This window comes from Phyllobacterium sophorae, assembly GCF_003010965.1.
Classification (GTDB): domain Bacteria; phylum Pseudomonadota; class Alphaproteobacteria; order Rhizobiales; family Rhizobiaceae; genus Phyllobacterium; species Phyllobacterium sophorae.
In genome coordinates, this window is record NZ_PGGM01000028.1 from 1 (window position 1) to 17,205 (window position 17,205).

Sequence of the window (17,205 nt, forward strand, 5' to 3'; positions counted from 1 at the left end):
TTTCGACCCGGCGTTAGCCGCGAAGCCGGTAACCTTTGCCGCGATGTGACTCTGCCGGATGTCATCGCGCCGGAGAGACATCGGCAAAATGACTTGCAGAAGGCTGTGAGCGGCAGCATCTTCTTCCGGGGGCAGAACTGAGTTGGCCGAGGCCCGCCGAACGCAGGCCTTGTCCGCGGCCGACCGCGACCCGATTGGCTCTCATGTCCCACGCCTTTGTTAGCCCGTTCATTTTTAGGCTTCCGTCGCCGCCGAATTGCGGCTAGAATGGAGCGCGTAGCGCAGTTTTCCTGCGCATACCTGGTTTACTGCGGAGAATCGAGCTTGGATTTGGATCGAATCGACCTGAAAATTTTGAGCGCCGTCCAGTGCAACAATCGCCTGACAACCGAACAATTGGGTCAATTGGCCGGTCTCTCGCCCACCGCTTGTCAGCGGCGACTGAAGCACCTTCGAGATTCCGGGGTGATTCAAGCAGATGTCGCGGTTGTGTCGCCTGAAGCCGTAGGTCGGCCACTGATGATGCTGGTCTTGGTCGATATTGAGCGCTATCGCTCCGATGTCATCGATCGCTTCAAGCAGACGATACAGCGGGCACCGGAAGTTATGAGCGCATATGCTGTGACGGGCAATGCGGATTTCGTTCTCATAATCTCAGTGCGTGACTTGGCGGAGTATGACGCATTTTCCCAGCGGTTTTTCTTCGATAGCCCCGTTGTCAGGAACTATAGCACAATGATCGTGATGGATCGCACCAAGGTGAGCTTGGCCATACCAATCGACGTCTAAAAAGACATATCTTGCGGCATTCCAGCTCTAGTGCTTTGCTATCTGCCAAAGCGCCTCCGCCGGAAGGATACTGGAAGGCCATCCCCACCGTTCTCAAGAAGCGCTACGTATGGCCGAGGTAGTTGCACACAAAAGGTTCGCTTGCAGCCATGTTGGTCGCCCTTAGCGCCCTTGGAGAGCGGCAACTTAGGACCATCGTCGTGGTTGCAGGCAGCATTGACAAGAGTTCCGCAAACTTGGTGTTCGCGCTATTGCTCGCGGGCCATGATCCATTCAAGGACGGTCCGGTTCCCATTAATTTTCGGTGTGCGCAACTGAACCAACAACCCGCCCAGTTGCCCATCGCGATCGCGTCGAAGGCCGTGGTGACTGACGGCGGCGCAGGCATTGGACGTGGCAATTGCCCTTTCCTGCCACGACATGGTGCCGGACTTCTTGTACCAGAGTTGCCGCTGTGACGCAGCAACAGAGTGGCGGCGATATCCATCAACTCGGACGCGTTACCGGGAGGACTAAATACCGGCAGGGCGGTAGTTCTTCGAAGGTTGTCGAACATGGAGAGTGTCGCGATTCCCTCGCAGCGCGGCTGTCCTCAATTGCACCATCTGGATCACGTGGCATTCCAGATTGAAGAGCGCCGGCGCTATGAGGGCAGAAATATGCAAAGATAGCGGCAATATGCGGATTTTCTGCACCGGCAGAGGTTTAATTGGCGCAAAGCGGCCCAAATAGACAGATAGATTTCCGATCACACTTGGTCAGCGTATCGAGGGCGCCCGGATGGAACGGGGTAGTCTAAATTTGCTGAAAGCATAACCCGATGCAGCTAGCCCGGGGTCGGTCGGCGGCTATCGAATTCTGCCGGTTGGCGGTTTATGGGAGGTTGACGTTGGTTTTCGATTATATCGTCGTGGGTGGCGGTTCCTCTGGATGCGTGATGGCGAACAGGCTATCCGCCGATGGAGGTCACGTGCTACTCATCGAGGCCGGTCCAGATACGCCGCCGAATGCCGTTCCTGACGACATTCAGGATGGCGATCCAACGCGTGCTTACCTTAATCATGATTATCGATGGCAGTCGCTCCACGCGACGACGGTGCGAGATGGCCGCAAGCCTATTCATTACGAGCAGGCCCGGGTCATGGGCGGCGGCTCTAGCATCAATGCCCAAGTCGCCAACCGCGGCGGGCCCGGAGACTACGATGAGTGGGCCTCAAGCGGTGCAACGGGCTGGGGTTGGGAAGACGTGCTGCCCTACTTCCGTCGTCTCGAATGCGATTTGGATTTCGGCGGCGAATTTCATGGCAAGGACGGCCCCTTGCCAATCAAACGTGTGCGCCAATCAGACTGGTCGGGCTTCATCCGGGCAATCTCCGAAGCGTACGATGCGCTGGGACTTCATTTCAGGCCAGACTTCAATGGTGCGTTCGGTGATGGCTACTCCGTCGTTCCCTTGACCAACCGCAACGGTCATCGGGTCTCCTCCGCGATGGCCTACCTACGTGAAAGCGTTCGCTCTCGCCCCAATTTGACAATTCTGCCGGAAACGACAGTCGTGCGGCTGATCTTTTCGGGAACCACGATAACGGGGGTCGAGACCGAGAACAAATCCGGCTTGCAATCGTATAGCGCTCCTTGCGTGATCCTGTGCGCCGGAGCCCTCCATTCACCCGCCATATTGATGCGCTCCGGGATCGGACCCGCGAAGCAATTGGTACAACTCGGTATTCCGGTTGTTGCAGATTTGAGAGGTGTGGGCCAGAACCTTCAGGAACACCCGACGATCTGCGTTTCGGCCTATTTGAAGCCGGCCGATCGCTTGTCACCCAATGTGAGCGAATATATTCAGATGCACGCCCGCTACTCGTCGGGTTACGATGGCTGCCCCTCGACGGATATGGCAATATCGACTGTTGCCAAATCATCTTGGCACCCACTCGGGAAGCGCCTCGGCACTCTCGCCTTGTGGGTCAATCGCAGTTACTCGACGGGAACCGTCGTACTCACGGACCGTTCGCACAGAATAGAGCCGGAGGTCGATTTCAACTGGTTGAGCGACAAGCGGGACGCGGAGCGCCTGAAGCAGGGCTTCCGTTTCATAGCCCGCCTGCTACAGCAAGATTCGCTGTCCTCTGTGGCGCTGGATCCGTTTCCGTCCGCTTTGAACGCGCGAGCGAAGCGGGTGAGCAAGGTCAATCGTACAAACTATGTGCTCACCTCAGTTCTGGCGCTCCTCATGGACAGGTCTCCGCGGCTGCGCCGTGGGCTTATTAGGCGCGTCATAACGGAGGGTCATGGCCTTTCCGATCTCATCAATGACGAGGAACATTTGGATCGGTATATTCGCCAGAACGTTATCCCAAGTTGGCATCCGACGTCGACTTGCAAGATGGGGGCGGCCGTGGATCCTGGCGCTGTGACCGATCCGTCGGGGCGCGTTCTTGGTATTTCAGGTTTGAGGGTCGCCGACGCTTCGGTCATGCCGTTTTGCCCCCGGGCGAACACAAACATTCCAACAATTATGGTGGCTGAGAAATTGGCCGACACGGTCTTGAGAGAAGACAGACAAAGCTAAGTAGGGCAGACCCTGCCGGTCTTGCGATTGGGCTCGAGGTCACTGAATCCGGACCCGACCGCCGACGTCACTATGACGGCAAGCATTAGCGCGCAATGGGCGACGTTCGACCCCTGAGCGATCCGCCGATGCTCGCCCGGCGCGGTGTCGAAACGGTATGGGCGCTGGGGCGTGTACGAGCAGATCGCAGATCGCCCCAGCTCGCTGTTCTCGGGAGCCATGCCGGGCGTGGTGCCACCTCTACTGGCCATGCCGCGACGACTTACCCCAATTGGTCCTAGAGCACGTTCTGTTTAATCCGGTTCATATCCTGCGGCTTTGAAGTAGTTGGCACATTCGGCTGGGGTGAAGAGGTCGACGACCGCGCCGACCGCGTTCCCACAGAGCCTTGATGGTTCTCTCGGCCTTTGCTCGCAGCAGCGCCTTGAGTTTGGCGAAGGCGTTCTCAATCGGATTGAAGTCGGGACTCGCGCCTGCGGCCTTGTGGGCGGGCAGGTTGACGAAGTGCAATCCCACGCTGACGAGGTCGTGCCTACTTTCCGTCAGAGCGAGAAACTCGAACCGGGAAAGATTTATGAAATATGGAGGTCTTTGATCGGGCCGATCGCGCATGTGGTGCGGAAAGGACATAGTCTCGAGCTGACCATTGCCGCTCCGAGCGCTAACAGGGGCCTTCCGGCTGGCGCGATTTCCGTTAATAGAGTCTTCTACTCAGAGAAGTACCCCTCGACGATTCTTCTCCCGATTCTTCCCGGCGCCGTTGCCAAAGCGCCAGCACCGGGATGCGGCACGTTACGAGGCCAGCCTTGCCGCAAGGAAACGAGCTTTGTCCCCGGAGGACTACTGCTGATCCAATAAGTTCATGGAAACTGCGCTGGAATTTCTGAGAATGCGCCGGCAAATCAACACGATCTCCCTGGCGCGCGTTGGCAAAATAGCGACGAGAAATAGGGAAGGGTCCGTGAATGCGCGTTAAAGCCACCATCACAATAGCTATGAAAGGCCATTTCCAGAAGTGGTTGTGCGGGTTTGCTGCAATGATCTCACGGTCGGTGCCGGCGATGCCGCCTAAGGGATTCACCGACACGCTTGCGAAGCCGGTGCCCAGACGAAAGTCATAGCAATTGGTACGGGTGTTTCTCAAAGCTTTGCTATGCTTGTCGAACTATTTTCTGGCGCATCCTGACGCCGATGCCGTCTTCTACATGAACGCGGGATCGTGACGGATGCGATCGATCATCGATAGTATGGCGTCGAGGGAGGCGCTCATGGGCGGTTCTCCTGTGCCATTTCTTTGCCGGCGGCATCGTAAAAAGCCAGAGATCGTTGAAGAACTCTGTCTCCGGCTCCTTGGAGGGTGCCCCCGTCGTCAATTGCGGCTGGATGCAAACGGCGGACTGTCCCGCTGCGGCGGTGATCCGGATGCACGCGTCGTTGCTTGCGGCCCTCCAGGACGGGATGGACGGCTATTAGTGGACCATTCTCGAAGATGCGAACTTCGTCTGCGAGAGAGTGGACTTCAACCAGTCTACTTCGGGTGGCATCAGGGACGCTGTAGGTATTGCCGCCCACACTGACCATGCCCTCTCGAGAGATCCCGGCGCTCCAGCTTCAGGATCGAACGGAGTGGAATTACGCTGCCTGAATGGCCTCAGCTTGCCGCTTACGATTGACTGCAGGGCTGGCATTAACAGCCTTGCGGTGCTGGTTGACGAAGGCACTGGATCCCTTTGCGCCAGCGGTTTTTGCGTTCCACGCATTTCACCAGGAGCGGGCACACCAATGATGTGTTCCCGGCCGAACGACTCTTCTTCATCTAGCTTTCCTTCCGGACGGTCCAGTTCCAATCGAGGGCCTTTCAGGGAGCAGCCCAAACTTGCAAGCAAAATCGGATTGAGCAAACCAACATGTTCTTGTGCATCGATTAGCGGATCGATGGAAATATGCGCGTGAGTCCAAAAAAACGACGATTTCCTGCACCTTAAAGTGAAATATGCAGGAGGAACCGCCGTTGTGCTGCTATGTTCATGAAACGGGCACGGAGCAACCCGGTATGAAGGGCGGGCTTGTTGGATCGTCCGAGGCCTACCGAGGCGCGCTCCGAAAGCCCGCATAACGATGGGAACTGCCGGATAATAATCATCCAATAAATGGATATAATGGTCGTCTCAGGCTTTGGCGACCAGCGGCAAAACAAGAACGGAAGGAATCACGAGGTGGAAGAGCGGAAACACGGCGAAAGCAGGAATAATCCCCCGAGACGTGCAATCCTGAGGGGAATAGCGGCACTCGGCATTACGGCGATGGCGTTCGCCTCGTTTGCCGGTTCGGCGTCGGCGCAGTCGCTACTCGAGAAGATCAAGAGCGGAGAAACGATCCGCCTCGGCTTCACCAACGAGCCTCCCAGCGCCTATCCCGGTGAGAACAACGAGCCGCTCGGCTTGGTCAATGCGATGACGCTGGACATTCTGAAGAAGATGGGTACGACCAAAATCGAGCCGGTCGTCACCGAGTGGGGAGCACTCATCCCCGGCCTGCAGGCCGGTCGCTTTGACATTGTCACGGGCGGCATGTGGATCAACCCGGAGCGCTGCCGAAACGTGCTGTTCAGCGAACCGATCGCCACGTCCAATGGCGCGATGATCGTGCCGAAGGGCAACCCGAAAAACCTGCACTCCTACGAGGATGTGCGTGACAAGGGGCTCACCCTCGCCGCTGGCGCTGGCGACACCGCGGTCAAGGGCGCGCAGAAAATCGGCATCGCCGATGACAAGATCATGCAGGTCGCCGGACCGGCGGAGATTGTACAGGCTGTGAAAGCCGGCCGCGCCGCCGCCGGCGCCCTCTTCAACTTGACAGCGAACGCCCTGTCCGCGAAGGACCCTAGCATTGAAGTCGCCGACCCGTACACCCCGCCCACGCCCTCCAACTATCCTGCCATCGCCTTCTCGCTCAAGGAGCAGGCTGCGGTCGACGCCTTCAACGCCGTGTTGAAAGACTATCTCGGCTCGGACGAGATGATGAAGGCGGTCGGCAAATACGGCTACACTAAAGCGATGTTGCCGGACGGCAACACGACCGCCGAGGCTTGCAAGCGCTGATGCCAGGCCCGAATTGCCACCCATGCGCCTGACCGGTTCCTGGCCCTGCCCAGGAACCGGAGCGGGGTAGGATTTTGGAGTTCCAACCACGGCCGTATGCCCCGGTTCCGTCGCTCCCGATATGGTACGCAGCATCGCCGATCGCGCCGATGCGCTTGATCCGGATGATCTCGCACGGACCGTCGGGATGCTGGTCGAGCTACTCATACATGCAAGCGTCGCGGAATTTTCCATCAATTGCCAGCTCGAGGAGTTCTACTGAGCATGCCCGGACCGTTCGTCGTACCCGTTCATGGAGACATTGAATTGCCAAAGGAGGTGGACTGCATCGTCATCGGCGGCGGCATCGTCGGCGTCTCGACCGCGCTGGAACTTGCTGAAAGCGGTTTGCGGGTGGCTTTGTGTGAAAAGGGCGGGATCGGCCAAGAGCAGTCCAGCCGCAATTGGGGCTGGGTACGCATCTCTCGTCGGGATCCGCGCGAGATCCCGCTGATGGCGGAAGCACTGCGCCTCTGGACGAGTCTCTCAGCACGAACGGGCCGCGATACTGGCTACGCGCGCGCAGGAATTATATTCACTTGTGCGAATGACAAGCAATATGAACAATATAAGAGCTGGCGACGTCATCTAGAAGGATATCAGCTCGAATCGCAAATGATCGGTGCGACGCAATTGCGCGACCTCCTTCCCGGCTCCAATCTCGATGCCAAAGGAGCGCTGTACACACCTGCTGATGGTCGTGCCGAGCCGCAGAAGGCTGCCCCAGCGATTGCCGAAGCCGCGCGCGAGCGCGGGGCCTCCATTCTAACGGAGTGCGCAGTGCGCGGTGTGGAGACGACAAACGGCGCTGTGTCCGGCGTTGTCACCGAACGGGGCTTTATTGCCTGCAATGCGGTTGTCCTCGCCGGAGGGGCTTGGTCAAACCTGTTTTGCGGAACGCTTAGTCTCGATCTTCCGCAGTTGAAGGCAATGAACACGGTCTTTCGTACGACGCCGGTCGAGAACGGACCGGAACAGGCCGTGTGGGGGAAGAATTTCTCCATACGCAAGCGCCAGGATGGCGGATATACCATCGCTTCCACCAACAACAGTGCCGTAGATATCGTGCCGAGCTCTTTTCGGTATGCGCTCGACTTTCTCCCAGCTTGGAAAACAGAGTGGCGATCGCTGAGTTTCCGTTTGGGAAGTCGTTTCGTCGAGGAGGCAAGAATGCCGAGCCGTTGGGCAATGGATGAGGCCAGCCCCTTCGAATACTGCCGTGTTCTCGACCCCAAGCCTTCGAATAAAATCTCGCAGTGCGCCCTTTTGGATGCCCGGAAGGCATTTCCGGTTCTGGACAAGGCGATGATCGCGCAGCGCTGGGCCGGTTATATTGATGTCACGCCCGACGCCCTCCCCGTCATTTCAGCGGTCGATGCCATTCCCGGCTTTTATGTCGCGACCGGGTTCTCGGGCCATGGCTTCGGCCTCGGACCAGCAGCAGGCAAGCTCATGGCAGACATCGTCACCGGGCGCTCACCGATCGTCGATCCGACGAACTTCAGATGGTCGCGGTTTTCAGACGGAACGAAGGTCGCGCCGGTCAGTGGATTCTAATCGCCCCAACAAGAGGGCGGGCGCAGCAAAGTGGAACGCTACTACATTTACTTGGAATACTAGTGCGAGAAAAGGACGGCAGCAATGAGGCTGAGTGAATACGTAGAGTATGATGCCACTGGTTTGGCCTCTCTTGTAAATGCCGGCGAAGTCACCTCTATGGAACTGACGCACTTGGCCCGCGAGGCCTACGACGAGGTCAATCCGCTCGTCAACGCTGTGATCGAATTTTACGAAGATGCCGAGGCGGTTGCCGGTGCGGATACTGGACCCTTCAATGGCGTGCCATTCCTTCGCAAGGATATCGGAGCCAGCGAGGCTGGCCGCCTACAAGAACGAGGAAGCCGCCTGTTCAAAGGTTGCCGCTCCGACACCGACAGCTATTTTTTTCGTCGCGCCTGGGAGGCCGGGCTTCGGACTATAGGAAGAACAACGACATCGGAAATTGCGAAAACCGGAATGAGCGAGTCCATTCTCAATGGCGTTACCGGCAATCCGTGGAATTTGGAACGCTCCGCAGGGGGCTCATCCGGGGGGGCTGCCGCGGCGGTGGCCGCCGGGATCACGCCAATTGCACATGCCAGTGACGGTGGCGGGTCAATTCGCAACCCGGCGTCCTGGTGTGGCCTTGTCGGGCTGAAGCCGTCCCGCGCGCGAGTTTCCGGCGGTCCAAACAGCCAGGACGCCTCGTTTGGCATGAGCAAAAATTTTGTTCTTTGCCGCACTGTGCGCGACATGACCGCCGCGCTGGACGTCTTTTCCGGTCCCCATCCTGGCGATCCGTTCATTATCGTCCAGCCGGACCGTCCTTATGTGGAGGAACTCTCAAAGCCCACCGGCACTCTGAGGGTCGGGGTCGCGAGGACCAAATGGGGCGCACTCAATCTCGATCCGGAAGTCCTGCAGGCTGTCGAGTCGACGGCCGTGCTTCTTGAGGAAATGGGGCATAAGGTCACGGATATCGAGCCGCCATATGAGTCCGCCGAGTACAGTGCACTATTTCGCGCCTCCACGGTTCTTAGCGCGAGGTCACTTGAAGATGCGGCGCAGGCTACGGGACGCACTATCAACGCGGACACCTTAGAGCCGATCAATCTTAAGCTTTATGAGTATGGCCGGAACTTAAACGCATTCCATGCAGCAGGGGACCAACTTGAGATCCTCCGGAGAATGCGTTTCCGTGTGGGCGAGGCGATCCATGCCTTTGACATACTGCTCACCGCCACGATGCCAACCCTTGCCTTACCGCATGGCGGCATCTATTGCGCAACCAACCCAACGGTTTCCGCAGAAGAATTCTTTAAAGCGGATGCCGCGCTTTTTCAATACACGGGCGTATTCAATGTCACCGGGCAGCCTGCAGTCTCCTTGCCCTTGGCACAAAGCGCCAGCGGCCTGCCGATCGGAATTCAGATCGTCGCCCGTTTTGGCGACGAGGCCACACTGGTTCGTGTCGTTCGCGATCTGGAGGAGGCTAGACCGTGGAGGCAGCGGAAAGCACAGGTTCGAGCGGGTAGCGACAATTACCTCTAACAGGTTTCTGTTAGGCGACGAGGATGGTTTTCTGGGCTGTGGGTTTTGGCGGTCGCCCAGCTGGCGCATCCGGCCAAAGTGTTCGATTCACAAATGGAGTGGTGGCAGCATCTGGCGCGTTGCTCGATTAGCATCTTCGACCGGACCCTGCTCCAAGCTATCGAACGAAGCCGGCACTTGGAGCGTGCTCCGTGACTACGAACGGATCGAGCTGCCGCTCTCAACAGAAGCGAAAAGACGCTGGCGCAGGGGCTTTGATGATGTGGGACGCCCCCAACGGCCTTGTTGTGGCCAGCATTGCGTCAATGCGGAGGCGTTACTCAAACCGTCAAAGGATTCTTCACGAACCCCTTGGCGCCCGGCCCTGTCGCGTCGATGTACTGCCTGAACATCGGCACGATCACGCCCCCCGGATGATGGCCACGATACAGATCCTTGCGCTTGCTCTGGTCGAATTCGCCGCGCCTCGATGAGAAGCTTGTCGAATTTGTCGTTGAAGAAGTGCGTGTTGTTCCATGGCGCTGTCGACGAGCTTCATCAATGGGGTAACCCTGCCAATTGATGGCGGCTATCTCACTGTTTAGATGCAGAGCAGAGTAAGGCGGTAAACGTAGGTCGCATGGTAAGGCGTGGCCTCATCGGCGCGAGGAATGTAACCATCTCCGCTACGCAATTTCGTAGCTCGATCTGGCCAGGGTCTCGCAAACCGGACGAGACTTCCAGGGCGTGGTAGCACCCGCTGCTGCTGCTGCCCACCTTGCAAGCTGTGCTTTTTTGATTTTTGGAGGAACGTTGGAATCATGCAGTTGAGCGGTAATCAGAGATTAGAGGCTTATCGGCGAATGCTTCGCATCCGCCGCTTCGAAGAAGAGGGTATGCGCCAGTTCAAAGGTGGTAAGATCCCCGGTTCTTTCCACGCGAGCGTTGGTCAGGAAGCCGCCATCGTAGGGGCATGTCTGGCTCTTCAGGACGATGACGCCATGACCGGAACGCATCGTTCACACGGGCACCCGATCGGTAAGGGCGCGCATCTGGACGCGCTCATGGCCGAGCTGATGGGAAAAGAGGGCGGCATTTGCAAAGGGCGGGGCGGTTCGATGCACCTTGCAGACCGCTCGGTCGGGATCATCAGCGAATCTGCCATTGTTGGAGGGGGCATTCCTCTGGCCACAGGCTGCGCGTTCAGCGCCAAGGTTAGAAGCGTAGACCAGGTTACACTTTGCTTTTTCGGCGATGGAGCCGTGAACCAGGGCACCTTCCACGAGAGTCTCAACATGGCCTCAGTGTGGAAACTTCCGGTCATCTATCTTTGCGAGAACAACGGCTATGCAATCACCACATCGCTGGCTCAAAGCCACGGGCAGCCGGACATCGCGCTACGAGCCGCTGGCTATGGCATGCCGGGGGTGACGGTTGATGGGCAGGACGTGAACGCCGTCTATGAGGCTGCGGCACAGGCCGTGACGCGAGCGCGGGCGGGCGATGGGCCTACTCTCATCGTCGCCAACACCTATCGTTTCGATGAGCACAACTTCGGGATGGTGGTTCCAGGGCAGCCTTATCGATCGGTTGAAGAAGTCGAGGCTCATAAGCGCGATCGGGATCCGATCGTGCTTTATCGCACTGTGCTACTAGAACAAGGTGTCAATGAAAATAGTCTGACAGCAATAGAGAACGAAGCCGCTCAAGCCGTCAGGCAGGCTGTACAGTTTGCTCTAGCCAGCCCAATGCCTCGCCCGGAAACCTTGCCTGACCACATGTTCAATTCGTCGCTTGCAGGCCATAACAGCTTCGCGGCTAAGCTGGAGAGGAACTAATCGACATGCAAAGTGCTGCTAAGGAATTTGCCGCAACAGCCGGCGCCTATATCAAGATGACCTATCTTGAAGCGCTCACGCAGGCTCAGATCGAGGAGATGGATCGTGATGAGCGCGTCTTCCTGATGGGAGAAGACATTTCTGTCTACGGTGGCGACAAAATTGTTGAGCGGTTCGGCAAAAACCGGGTCTGGAACATGCCGATTTCAGAAGGCAGTTTCACCGGCTTGGGAATCGGCGCGGCCATCAATGGATTACGACCGATCGTAGACCTCTCAATCGCCAGCTTTATGTATCTCGCCTCAGATCAGATCATCAACCAGGCTTCAAAGTTGCGATATATGACTGGAGGCCAGATCGACGTTCCGATCGTGTTTCGTTGCTGCATGTTCTCAGTTGGGTCCAAGGCGGCGCAGCATGCCGACCGGCCTTATCCGTTCTTTATGAATGTGCCGGGTCTCAAGATCATCTGTCCGACCAGCCCGGCCGACATCAAGGGGCTTATGAAGTCCGCCATTCGCGACGGCGATCCTGTGCTCGTCTTCGAAGACACCCGCCTGTGGCCGCTCAAAGGCGATGTCTCCACAGATCCGGAGTACGTAATTCCGATTGGCAAGGCGAACGTGAAGCGCGAGGGAAAAGACGTAACAATCGTCGCTATTGCCGGCGCCATTCGGCCGACGATGGAAGCTGTAGACGCACTTGCCGAGGAAGGCATTTCGGTTGAGGTGATTGACCCACGTACGTTGAAACCGCTCGACCACGAGGCGTTCAAAAATTCGGTCGCAAAGACCGGAAGGTTAGTAATAGTTGAAAACGCGCACGCCGTCTGTAACGTCGGAAGTGAAATCGCAGCGGTCATGGTAGAAGAAGCTTTCGATCTGTTGAAGAGACCGGTCCTGCGCCTGAGTGCTCCCGACATTCACGTGCCCTTCAGTCCGGCTCTCGAGAAGAACTTCTACCCGACCAAGGAGCACATCATAGCTGCCGTACGACGGCTGCTTTAACGTCCCAGGATACTACTAGAAGGCTAAGCACAAATGACAACCGACATTGTTCTTCCCTCAAGGGGGTGGGTATCGAGGAAGCTACTATAGTCCGCTGGTTAAAAGCTATTGGAGACAAGGTCAGCGAGGGAGAAGTTCTCGTAGAGGCCGAGACAGCGAAGGCCACGATGGAAGTTGAGTCGCCAGCAAGCGGCGCACTGGCCACGATCGTAGCGGCAGAAGGCCAAACCGTGGAGATAAACGCAGTCATTGGAACGATCGAACGCTGATGTCCAGTTCCTTTACCGAGGAAGCACTGACTCCATTGCGGAAAGCCATAGCCGCCAGGATGACGCAGGCAAAGCAGACGATCCCGCACTTCCGGCTTGTCGCTAACATCGAAGTTGATGCCCTCTTGCATTGGCGGGCAGCGAGCAACGAAGTTGATCCGACAAAAAAAATATCGGTAAACGATTGTCTCATTAAGGCAGTTGCGGTGTCGTTGGTCAACAATCCGGGCATTAACTGCCAGATGACGGGCAGCGCGATTCACCGATTTCACAACGCAGACATTTCGGTAGTAATCGCCGTCGAGGGTGGTTTAGCAACTCCAGTGGTACGCCGTGCCGAAGCCAAGTCGGTGATGGAGATATCCGCTGAAGTAAAGGATTTCGCGGAGCGAGCTGGTCGCAACGCCCTCAAGCTCAGTGAGATATCAGGCGGGTCGTTCAGCATATCTAATCTTGGCGGGTATGGGATCGAGCAGTTCGACGCCATCATAAACCCACCACAATGCGCCATTTTGGCCGTAGGGGGCGCCAGGCCCCGAGTCGTGGCGGATCCCCTCGGCAACACGCGCGTTGCAACGATGCTGACTTGCACGCTGTCAGTGGACCATCGCGCAGTCGATGGAGCCGAAGCGAGCAAGTTTTTGCAGGGCTTGCGGGAGGTCATTTCCGATCCGAATCGATTGGCATGAGCTTGAACTCCGCGAGTGTATCGGCTCGGGTTCAGGAGGCATAGTTGAATAGACGGGGAACCGGCGCAAGTTGCGGCGCGTCGACAGCGATAACAGGAATACCCGGCGGGAAGCAATCAGGAGGTCTTATGCATAATGTCATGGTGAACGGCGCGGCAATCCCGGTAATCGGCCTTGGGACTTGGACGCTTAAGGACGAAGTGTGCTCGGAGTTGGTCGCAGACGCACTTTCGCTCGGCTACCGCCATGTCGATACCGCATCGACCTATGACAACGAGCGCGCGGTAGGCGAGGGGCTGCGGTTTTCTGGCGTACCGCGCGACGAGGTCTTCGTCACCACCAAAGTCTGGTATACCGATATCGCTCCGGGAGACCTGGAGCGATCGGCCGAGGCGAGCCTGAAGCGGCTTGGCCTCGACACGGTCGACCTGCTGCTGATCCACTGGCCACACCCGGAGATTCCGCTGGCGGGGTCGATCAAGGCGCTGAACGCGGTTCGAAATTTTGGCTTGGCGCGGCACATCGGCGTGTCGAACTTTCCCACCAATATACTTGCGGAGGCTGTACGCCTATCGGATGTCCCGCTTGTGGCCAATCAGGTCGAGTATCATCCCTATCTCGACCAGACCAAAGTTCATGCCGCCTGCCGCGCGGTCGGCATGGGGATGGTCGCCTATAGCCCGCTCGGCCGAGGTGGAGCGCTACTCGAGGAGGCGGTGATCGGGGAGGCCGCCAAGCGGCACAGCAAAAGCCCGGTGCAGGTCGTGCTTCGCTGGCACGTGCAGCAGGAAGGCGTGGTCGCCATTCCGCGCGCTGAGCGCAAGGAGTGGCTGGCGGAAAACATCGACGTGTTCGATTTCGAACTTTCCGCTGAAGAGATGGCAGCGATCACGCGGCTCCGGTTGCAAAATCTGCGCTTCTACGTCAACGAAGGCTACCACGCGCCGCAATGGGATACACGTGATTAATGTAGCGAATTGGTGTTCCAGTTTGTCGTAGCGGGTTGCGATCCGCCTCGACTTGGTTGAGCTTGGCGAAAAAGCCATCGATGCCACAGCGGTTCCTTTAAGCGATCTCGTCGCAGCTGCGCTGGCGTTTGGCGCGCCGTCACTGGCGCGGCAGATGCAACCACAGCGTGGACAACATGATGTTTTGTTCTTGGGCTCGGTAGTCAGAACGATTTTATCGGCCGAAGGCAAAACTTGCACAACAGAAACATCGGGTGGAATCAAAGCTTTCACAATATGAAGGATCGGCAAATCACAAGGTTGATTGCAATTCCAACCTTATGCACCTGTTCGATTCATCCGTGAATCCCATCACCCGCACCAAAAGTGCGGATGAACCCGGAATGACAGTCCTGTTTTGCGAAATACGCAGCATCTCCTCGCAACGTCACAGGACGACACGCATTGAGCTTAGCCTTCTCTTCACGATTGAGCTGCACATGGCGGTTGCGGCAGTTGCGACCGCAGCCGTGAGAAAAGATGCGTGTCCGGAAATGCTGGCGGTCGAGCACCTTGCTGTTCCCCTTCGGAGAGCGGCTGTAGCCGCGCGTTTGTGCGATCCAATCAATGGGAAGCACACAGGCATTCGTCGCAAGACGGTCGACAGGGACAAGTCTCCTGCGCCTCTCAGATGGCCAATCGGAGCCATGTTGTGTTCATGGTTGCCACTCTGCCTGCTGCTCACTTTAAATCGGTGGTTGTGATATGCGAATACCGACATTTCTCGTCTGAACGTAGCCGTCCAGCGCTTCCTGACCCTTTTCCCTCCCGTAGCCGGACTGCTTTACGCCACCGAACGGTGTTTCTACGCCACCGACGAACCATCCATTGACGTAGACTTGGCCAGCCCAAAGGTGGTCGGCGGTCCAAAGAGCCCGATCTAGATCTCGGGTGAACACACCCGCTGCCAAGCCCTGATCGGTGTCGTTCGCGAGATCGACCGCCTCTAGGGGATCATCGAACGTGGTGACGGCGAGGACAGGACCGAAGACTTCCTTCTGGAAAAGATCACTATCTCGTGCAACACCGGCAAACACCGTCGCTGCCATGAAATAGCCGTTCCGCTCGGAAAGTGCAGTTCCCCCGGTCACGAGCCGTGCCCCCTGCGAGAGTGCCGTCTGGCAGGCCCGCTCAACCCCCTGTCTCTGCTTTTGCGAGACTCCCACATCTCGGCGCTGTTGCCGAGCTGTGCGATCGGGTCGCCGGCATGTATGCAGGCGAAGTAGTGCAGCAGGGCCCGACGCTGGAGCCGAACGCAATCAATTCCGAGATCGCTCGCTCGGCCGGCACCCTTCTACAAGCAGATCGCCGCGCTTCGCGAAAAACACATCGCGGCTGTGCCGCCGCGCGCGAGCTCGCCATGATCATCTGGCACATGTTGAATGCCGACTACATATCGGCCGGCGTTGCTCGCCCGTAATTCGGATCGGTCGAACTCGGTCGAGCTGCGTGCCGGCTTCCCAAGAGCATGCCAGACGTGGCGCCGCGTTCGACACTATCCCGATCAAGCGCGCCAAAGAACGATCCCGGGTCGAGAAGGCGAAAGCTGCCTTTGCAGCGGCGACTTAAACATGTTCAGTTTAATCGGATAGCGGATCGATGGAAATGTGCGCACGCATCAAAAAAACGCGGATTTCCTGCGTTACATTGAGAGATACGCACAAAGTACCGCAGTTGCGCTGCTATGTTTATGAAGTGGGTACTGAGCCGCAATGCTCAGATGGAGAGTCGCAAGGGTATCGAAGCGCGATCTGAGACCCGCATAAGGGAACCGCCGCATCATAATTCATGTCAACAAATCGATATGAACATCGTCTCACGGTTTGGGGCCGGCGGCGAAACGAAAATGGAGGACTAACCAATGGTCAAATGGAAAGACGACGAACGCAGCTTCAAGTCTGCAATCTTGAGGGGAATGGCGGCACTCGGCATAGCGGCGATGACAATCTCCTCATTTGCCGGTTCGGCTTCGGCGCAGGCACTACTCGAGAAGATCAAGAACGGGGAAACGATCCGCCTCGGCTTCACCAACGAGCCTCCCAGTGCCTATCCCGGTGCGAACAACGAGCCGCTCGGCTTGGTCAATGCGATGACGCTGGACGTTCTGAAAAAGATGGGCACGACCAAAATCGAGGCGATCGTAACCGATTGGGGCTCGCTCGTCCCGGGCCTGCAGGCTGGTCGTTTCGACATTATCACAGGCGGCATGTGGATTAACCCGGAACGCTGCCGCAACGTGCTGTTTAGCGAACCGATCGCCTCGAGCAATGACGTGATAATCGTGGCGAAGGGCAACCCGGAAAACCTGCATTCCTTTGAGGATGTGCGTGACAAAGGGCTCACCCTCGCCACCCTCGCTGGCGGCACCGCCATTGAGGCCGCGCAGAAAATCGGAATCGCCGACGACAAGATCATGCAACTCGCCGGACCGCCGGAGATTGTACAGGCTGTGAAAGCCGGCCGCGCCGCCGCCGGCAATCTCTATAGTCTGAACGCGACTACTGTTGCCGAAAACGATCCCAACATCGAGGTGGCCGACCCGTACACCCCGCCGGGGCCCAACGAACATCCCGCCATCGCCTTCCCGCTGAACGAGCAGGCTGCTGTTGACGCCTTCAACGCCGTGTTTAAAGACTATCTTGGCACTGACGAAATGATGGCCTCGGTCAGCAAATATGGCTACAGCAAACGCGATCTGCCGGACGGCACCACGACCGCCGAGGCTTGCAAGGGCTGAGGCAGGCCCGAATTGCCACCCATGCGCCGCCCCGCTTCCCGGCTTTGGCCGGGGAGCGCCCGCGGGGGAGAAAGAACAATGAATG

Annotated in this window: 16 protein-coding genes and 1 pseudogene; 14 read left to right on the top strand and 3 right to left on the bottom strand. The window is 57.7% G+C overall.

What is annotated here, in order from left to right; translation table 11 throughout:
• Positions 1–324 precede the first annotated feature (324 nt).
• Both CU103_RS30425 and CU103_RS30435 read left to right on the top strand, forming a co-directional pair.
• Positions 325–789 carry an Lrp/AsnC family transcriptional regulator gene (locus CU103_RS30425; RefSeq protein ID WP_106667764.1) on the top strand — a complete coding sequence of 155 codons (465 nt, stop codon included), beginning with the start codon at positions 325–327 and terminating at the stop codon, positions 787–789.
• An 889-nt stretch (positions 790–1,678) separates the two neighbouring features.
• Positions 1,679–3,364 (top strand): GMC family oxidoreductase, encoded by a 1,686-nt coding sequence (locus CU103_RS30435; protein ID WP_106667765.1) that lies wholly within the window; start codon positions 1,679–1,681, stop codon positions 3,362–3,364.
• Positions 3,365–3,657: 293 nt separating this feature from the next.
• On the opposite strand, the pseudogene CU103_RS30440 reads toward CU103_RS30435, so the two are convergent.
• Positions 3,658–3,862 (bottom strand): annotated as a pseudogene (locus CU103_RS30440) (IS630 family transposase); the annotation flags it as partial.
• A 30-nt stretch (positions 3,863–3,892) separates the two neighbouring features.
• Here CU103_RS30440 and CU103_RS32385 point away from each other — a divergent pair.
• The gene (locus CU103_RS32385) at positions 3,893–4,222 is read left to right on the top strand and encodes a CocE/NonD family hydrolase C-terminal non-catalytic domain-containing protein (RefSeq protein WP_245449083.1); all 330 of its coding nucleotides are present in this window, start codon (positions 3,893–3,895) and stop codon (positions 4,220–4,222) included.
• A 408-nt stretch (positions 4,223–4,630) separates the two neighbouring features.
• Here the strand turns inward: CU103_RS32385 and CU103_RS32390 are convergent, their stop codons facing one another.
• Positions 4,631–4,960, bottom strand: a complete 330-nt coding sequence (locus tag CU103_RS32390) for a Mu transposase domain-containing protein (protein ID WP_425350683.1) — start codon at positions 4,958–4,960, stop codon at positions 4,631–4,633.
• Positions 4,961–5,523: 563 nt separating this feature from the next.
• On the opposite strand from CU103_RS32390, the gene ehuB (CU103_RS30455) reads away from it, so the two are divergent.
• From ehuB (CU103_RS30455) to CU103_RS30500, 9 genes are all read left to right on the top strand, one after another.
• Positions 5,524–6,465, top strand: coding sequence for an ectoine/hydroxyectoine ABC transporter substrate-binding protein EhuB (ehuB, locus tag CU103_RS30455; RefSeq protein ID WP_106667775.1), 942 nt, complete (start codon positions 5,524–5,526; stop codon positions 6,463–6,465).
• Positions 6,466–6,586: 121 nt separating this feature from the next.
• A complete protein-coding gene (locus CU103_RS30460) occupies positions 6,587–6,727 on the top strand; it encodes a hypothetical protein (protein WP_210203862.1) in 141 nt (46 codons plus the stop codon).
• Between the two features lie 2 nt (positions 6,728–6,729).
• The gene (locus CU103_RS30465) at positions 6,730–8,061 is read left to right on the top strand and encodes an NAD(P)/FAD-dependent oxidoreductase (protein WP_106667766.1); all 1,332 of its coding nucleotides are present in this window, start codon (positions 6,730–6,732) and stop codon (positions 8,059–8,061) included.
• A gap of 84 nt (positions 8,062–8,145) precedes the next feature.
• Positions 8,146–9,594: an amidase gene (locus CU103_RS30470; RefSeq protein WP_106667767.1), complete on the top strand. Its 1,449-nt coding sequence runs from the start codon at positions 8,146–8,148 to the stop codon at positions 9,592–9,594.
• An 875-nt stretch (positions 9,595–10,469) separates the two neighbouring features.
• Positions 10,470–11,411, top strand: a complete 942-nt coding sequence (locus CU103_RS30480) for a thiamine pyrophosphate-dependent dehydrogenase E1 component subunit alpha (RefSeq protein WP_245449087.1) — start codon at positions 10,470–10,472, stop codon at positions 11,409–11,411.
• Positions 11,412–11,416: 5 nt separating this feature from the next.
• The gene (locus CU103_RS30485; RefSeq protein WP_106667769.1) at positions 11,417–12,418 is read left to right on the top strand and encodes an alpha-ketoacid dehydrogenase subunit beta; all 1,002 of its coding nucleotides are present in this window, start codon (positions 11,417–11,419) and stop codon (positions 12,416–12,418) included.
• A 65-nt stretch (positions 12,419–12,483) separates the two neighbouring features.
• The gene (locus tag CU103_RS32960) at positions 12,484–12,687 is read left to right on the top strand and encodes a biotin/lipoyl-containing protein (protein WP_210203863.1); all 204 of its coding nucleotides are present in this window, start codon (positions 12,484–12,486) and stop codon (positions 12,685–12,687) included.
• Positions 12,687–13,376 carry a 2-oxo acid dehydrogenase subunit E2 gene (locus CU103_RS30495; protein ID WP_106667770.1) on the top strand — a complete coding sequence of 230 codons (690 nt, stop codon included), beginning with the start codon at positions 12,687–12,689 and terminating at the stop codon, positions 13,374–13,376. Before CU103_RS32960 ends, CU103_RS30495 begins: the two co-directional genes overlap by 1 nt.
• Before the next feature lie 128 nt (positions 13,377–13,504).
• Complete coding sequence (locus CU103_RS30500; protein WP_106667771.1) at positions 13,505–14,344, top strand: aldo/keto reductase; 840 nt, start codon at positions 13,505–13,507, stop codon at positions 14,342–14,344.
• 725 nt (positions 14,345–15,069) lie between these two features.
• Here CU103_RS30500 and CU103_RS30510 read toward each other — a convergent pair.
• Positions 15,070–15,549 (bottom strand): aldehyde dehydrogenase family protein, encoded by a 480-nt coding sequence (locus CU103_RS30510; protein ID WP_245449084.1) that lies wholly within the window; start codon positions 15,547–15,549, stop codon positions 15,070–15,072.
• 41 nt (positions 15,550–15,590) lie between these two features.
• Here CU103_RS30510 and CU103_RS30515 point away from each other — a divergent pair, with 41 nt between their 5' ends.
• Complete coding sequence (locus CU103_RS30515; protein WP_170117163.1) at positions 15,591–15,803, top strand: hypothetical protein; 213 nt, start codon at positions 15,591–15,593, stop codon at positions 15,801–15,803.
• Positions 15,804–16,298: 495 nt separating this feature from the next.
• Positions 16,299–17,120 (top strand): ectoine/hydroxyectoine ABC transporter substrate-binding protein EhuB, encoded by an 822-nt coding sequence (ehuB, locus tag CU103_RS30520; RefSeq protein WP_245449085.1) that lies wholly within the window; start codon positions 16,299–16,301, stop codon positions 17,118–17,120.
• The last annotated feature ends 85 nt before the right edge of the window (positions 17,121–17,205 follow it).

Coding starts and splice junctions, on each gene's coding strand:
- CU103_RS30515 (WP_170117163.1), top strand. CDS start 15,591: ATGTATGCAGGCGAAGTAGTGCAGCAGGGCCCGACGCTGGAGCCGAAC.
- CU103_RS30485 (WP_106667769.1), top strand. CDS start 11,417: ATGCAAAGTGCTGCTAAGGAATTTGCCGCAACAGCCGGCGCCTATATC.
- CU103_RS30495 (WP_106667770.1), top strand. CDS start 12,687: ATGTCCAGTTCCTTTACCGAGGAAGCACTGACTCCATTGCGGAAAGCC.
- ehuB (WP_106667775.1), top strand. CDS start 5,524: ATGGTCGTCTCAGGCTTTGGCGACCAGCGGCAAAACAAGAACGGAAGG.
- CU103_RS30465 (WP_106667766.1), top strand. CDS start 6,730: ATGCCCGGACCGTTCGTCGTACCCGTTCATGGAGACATTGAATTGCCA.
- CU103_RS30460 (WP_210203862.1), top strand. CDS start 6,587: ATGGTACGCAGCATCGCCGATCGCGCCGATGCGCTTGATCCGGATGAT.
- ehuB (WP_245449085.1), top strand. CDS start 16,299: ATGGCGGCACTCGGCATAGCGGCGATGACAATCTCCTCATTTGCCGGT.
- CU103_RS30500 (WP_106667771.1), top strand. CDS start 13,505: ATGCATAATGTCATGGTGAACGGCGCGGCAATCCCGGTAATCGGCCTT.
- CU103_RS30470 (WP_106667767.1), top strand. CDS start 8,146: ATGAGGCTGAGTGAATACGTAGAGTATGATGCCACTGGTTTGGCCTCT.
- CU103_RS30480 (WP_245449087.1), top strand. CDS start 10,470: ATGCGCCAGTTCAAAGGTGGTAAGATCCCCGGTTCTTTCCACGCGAGC.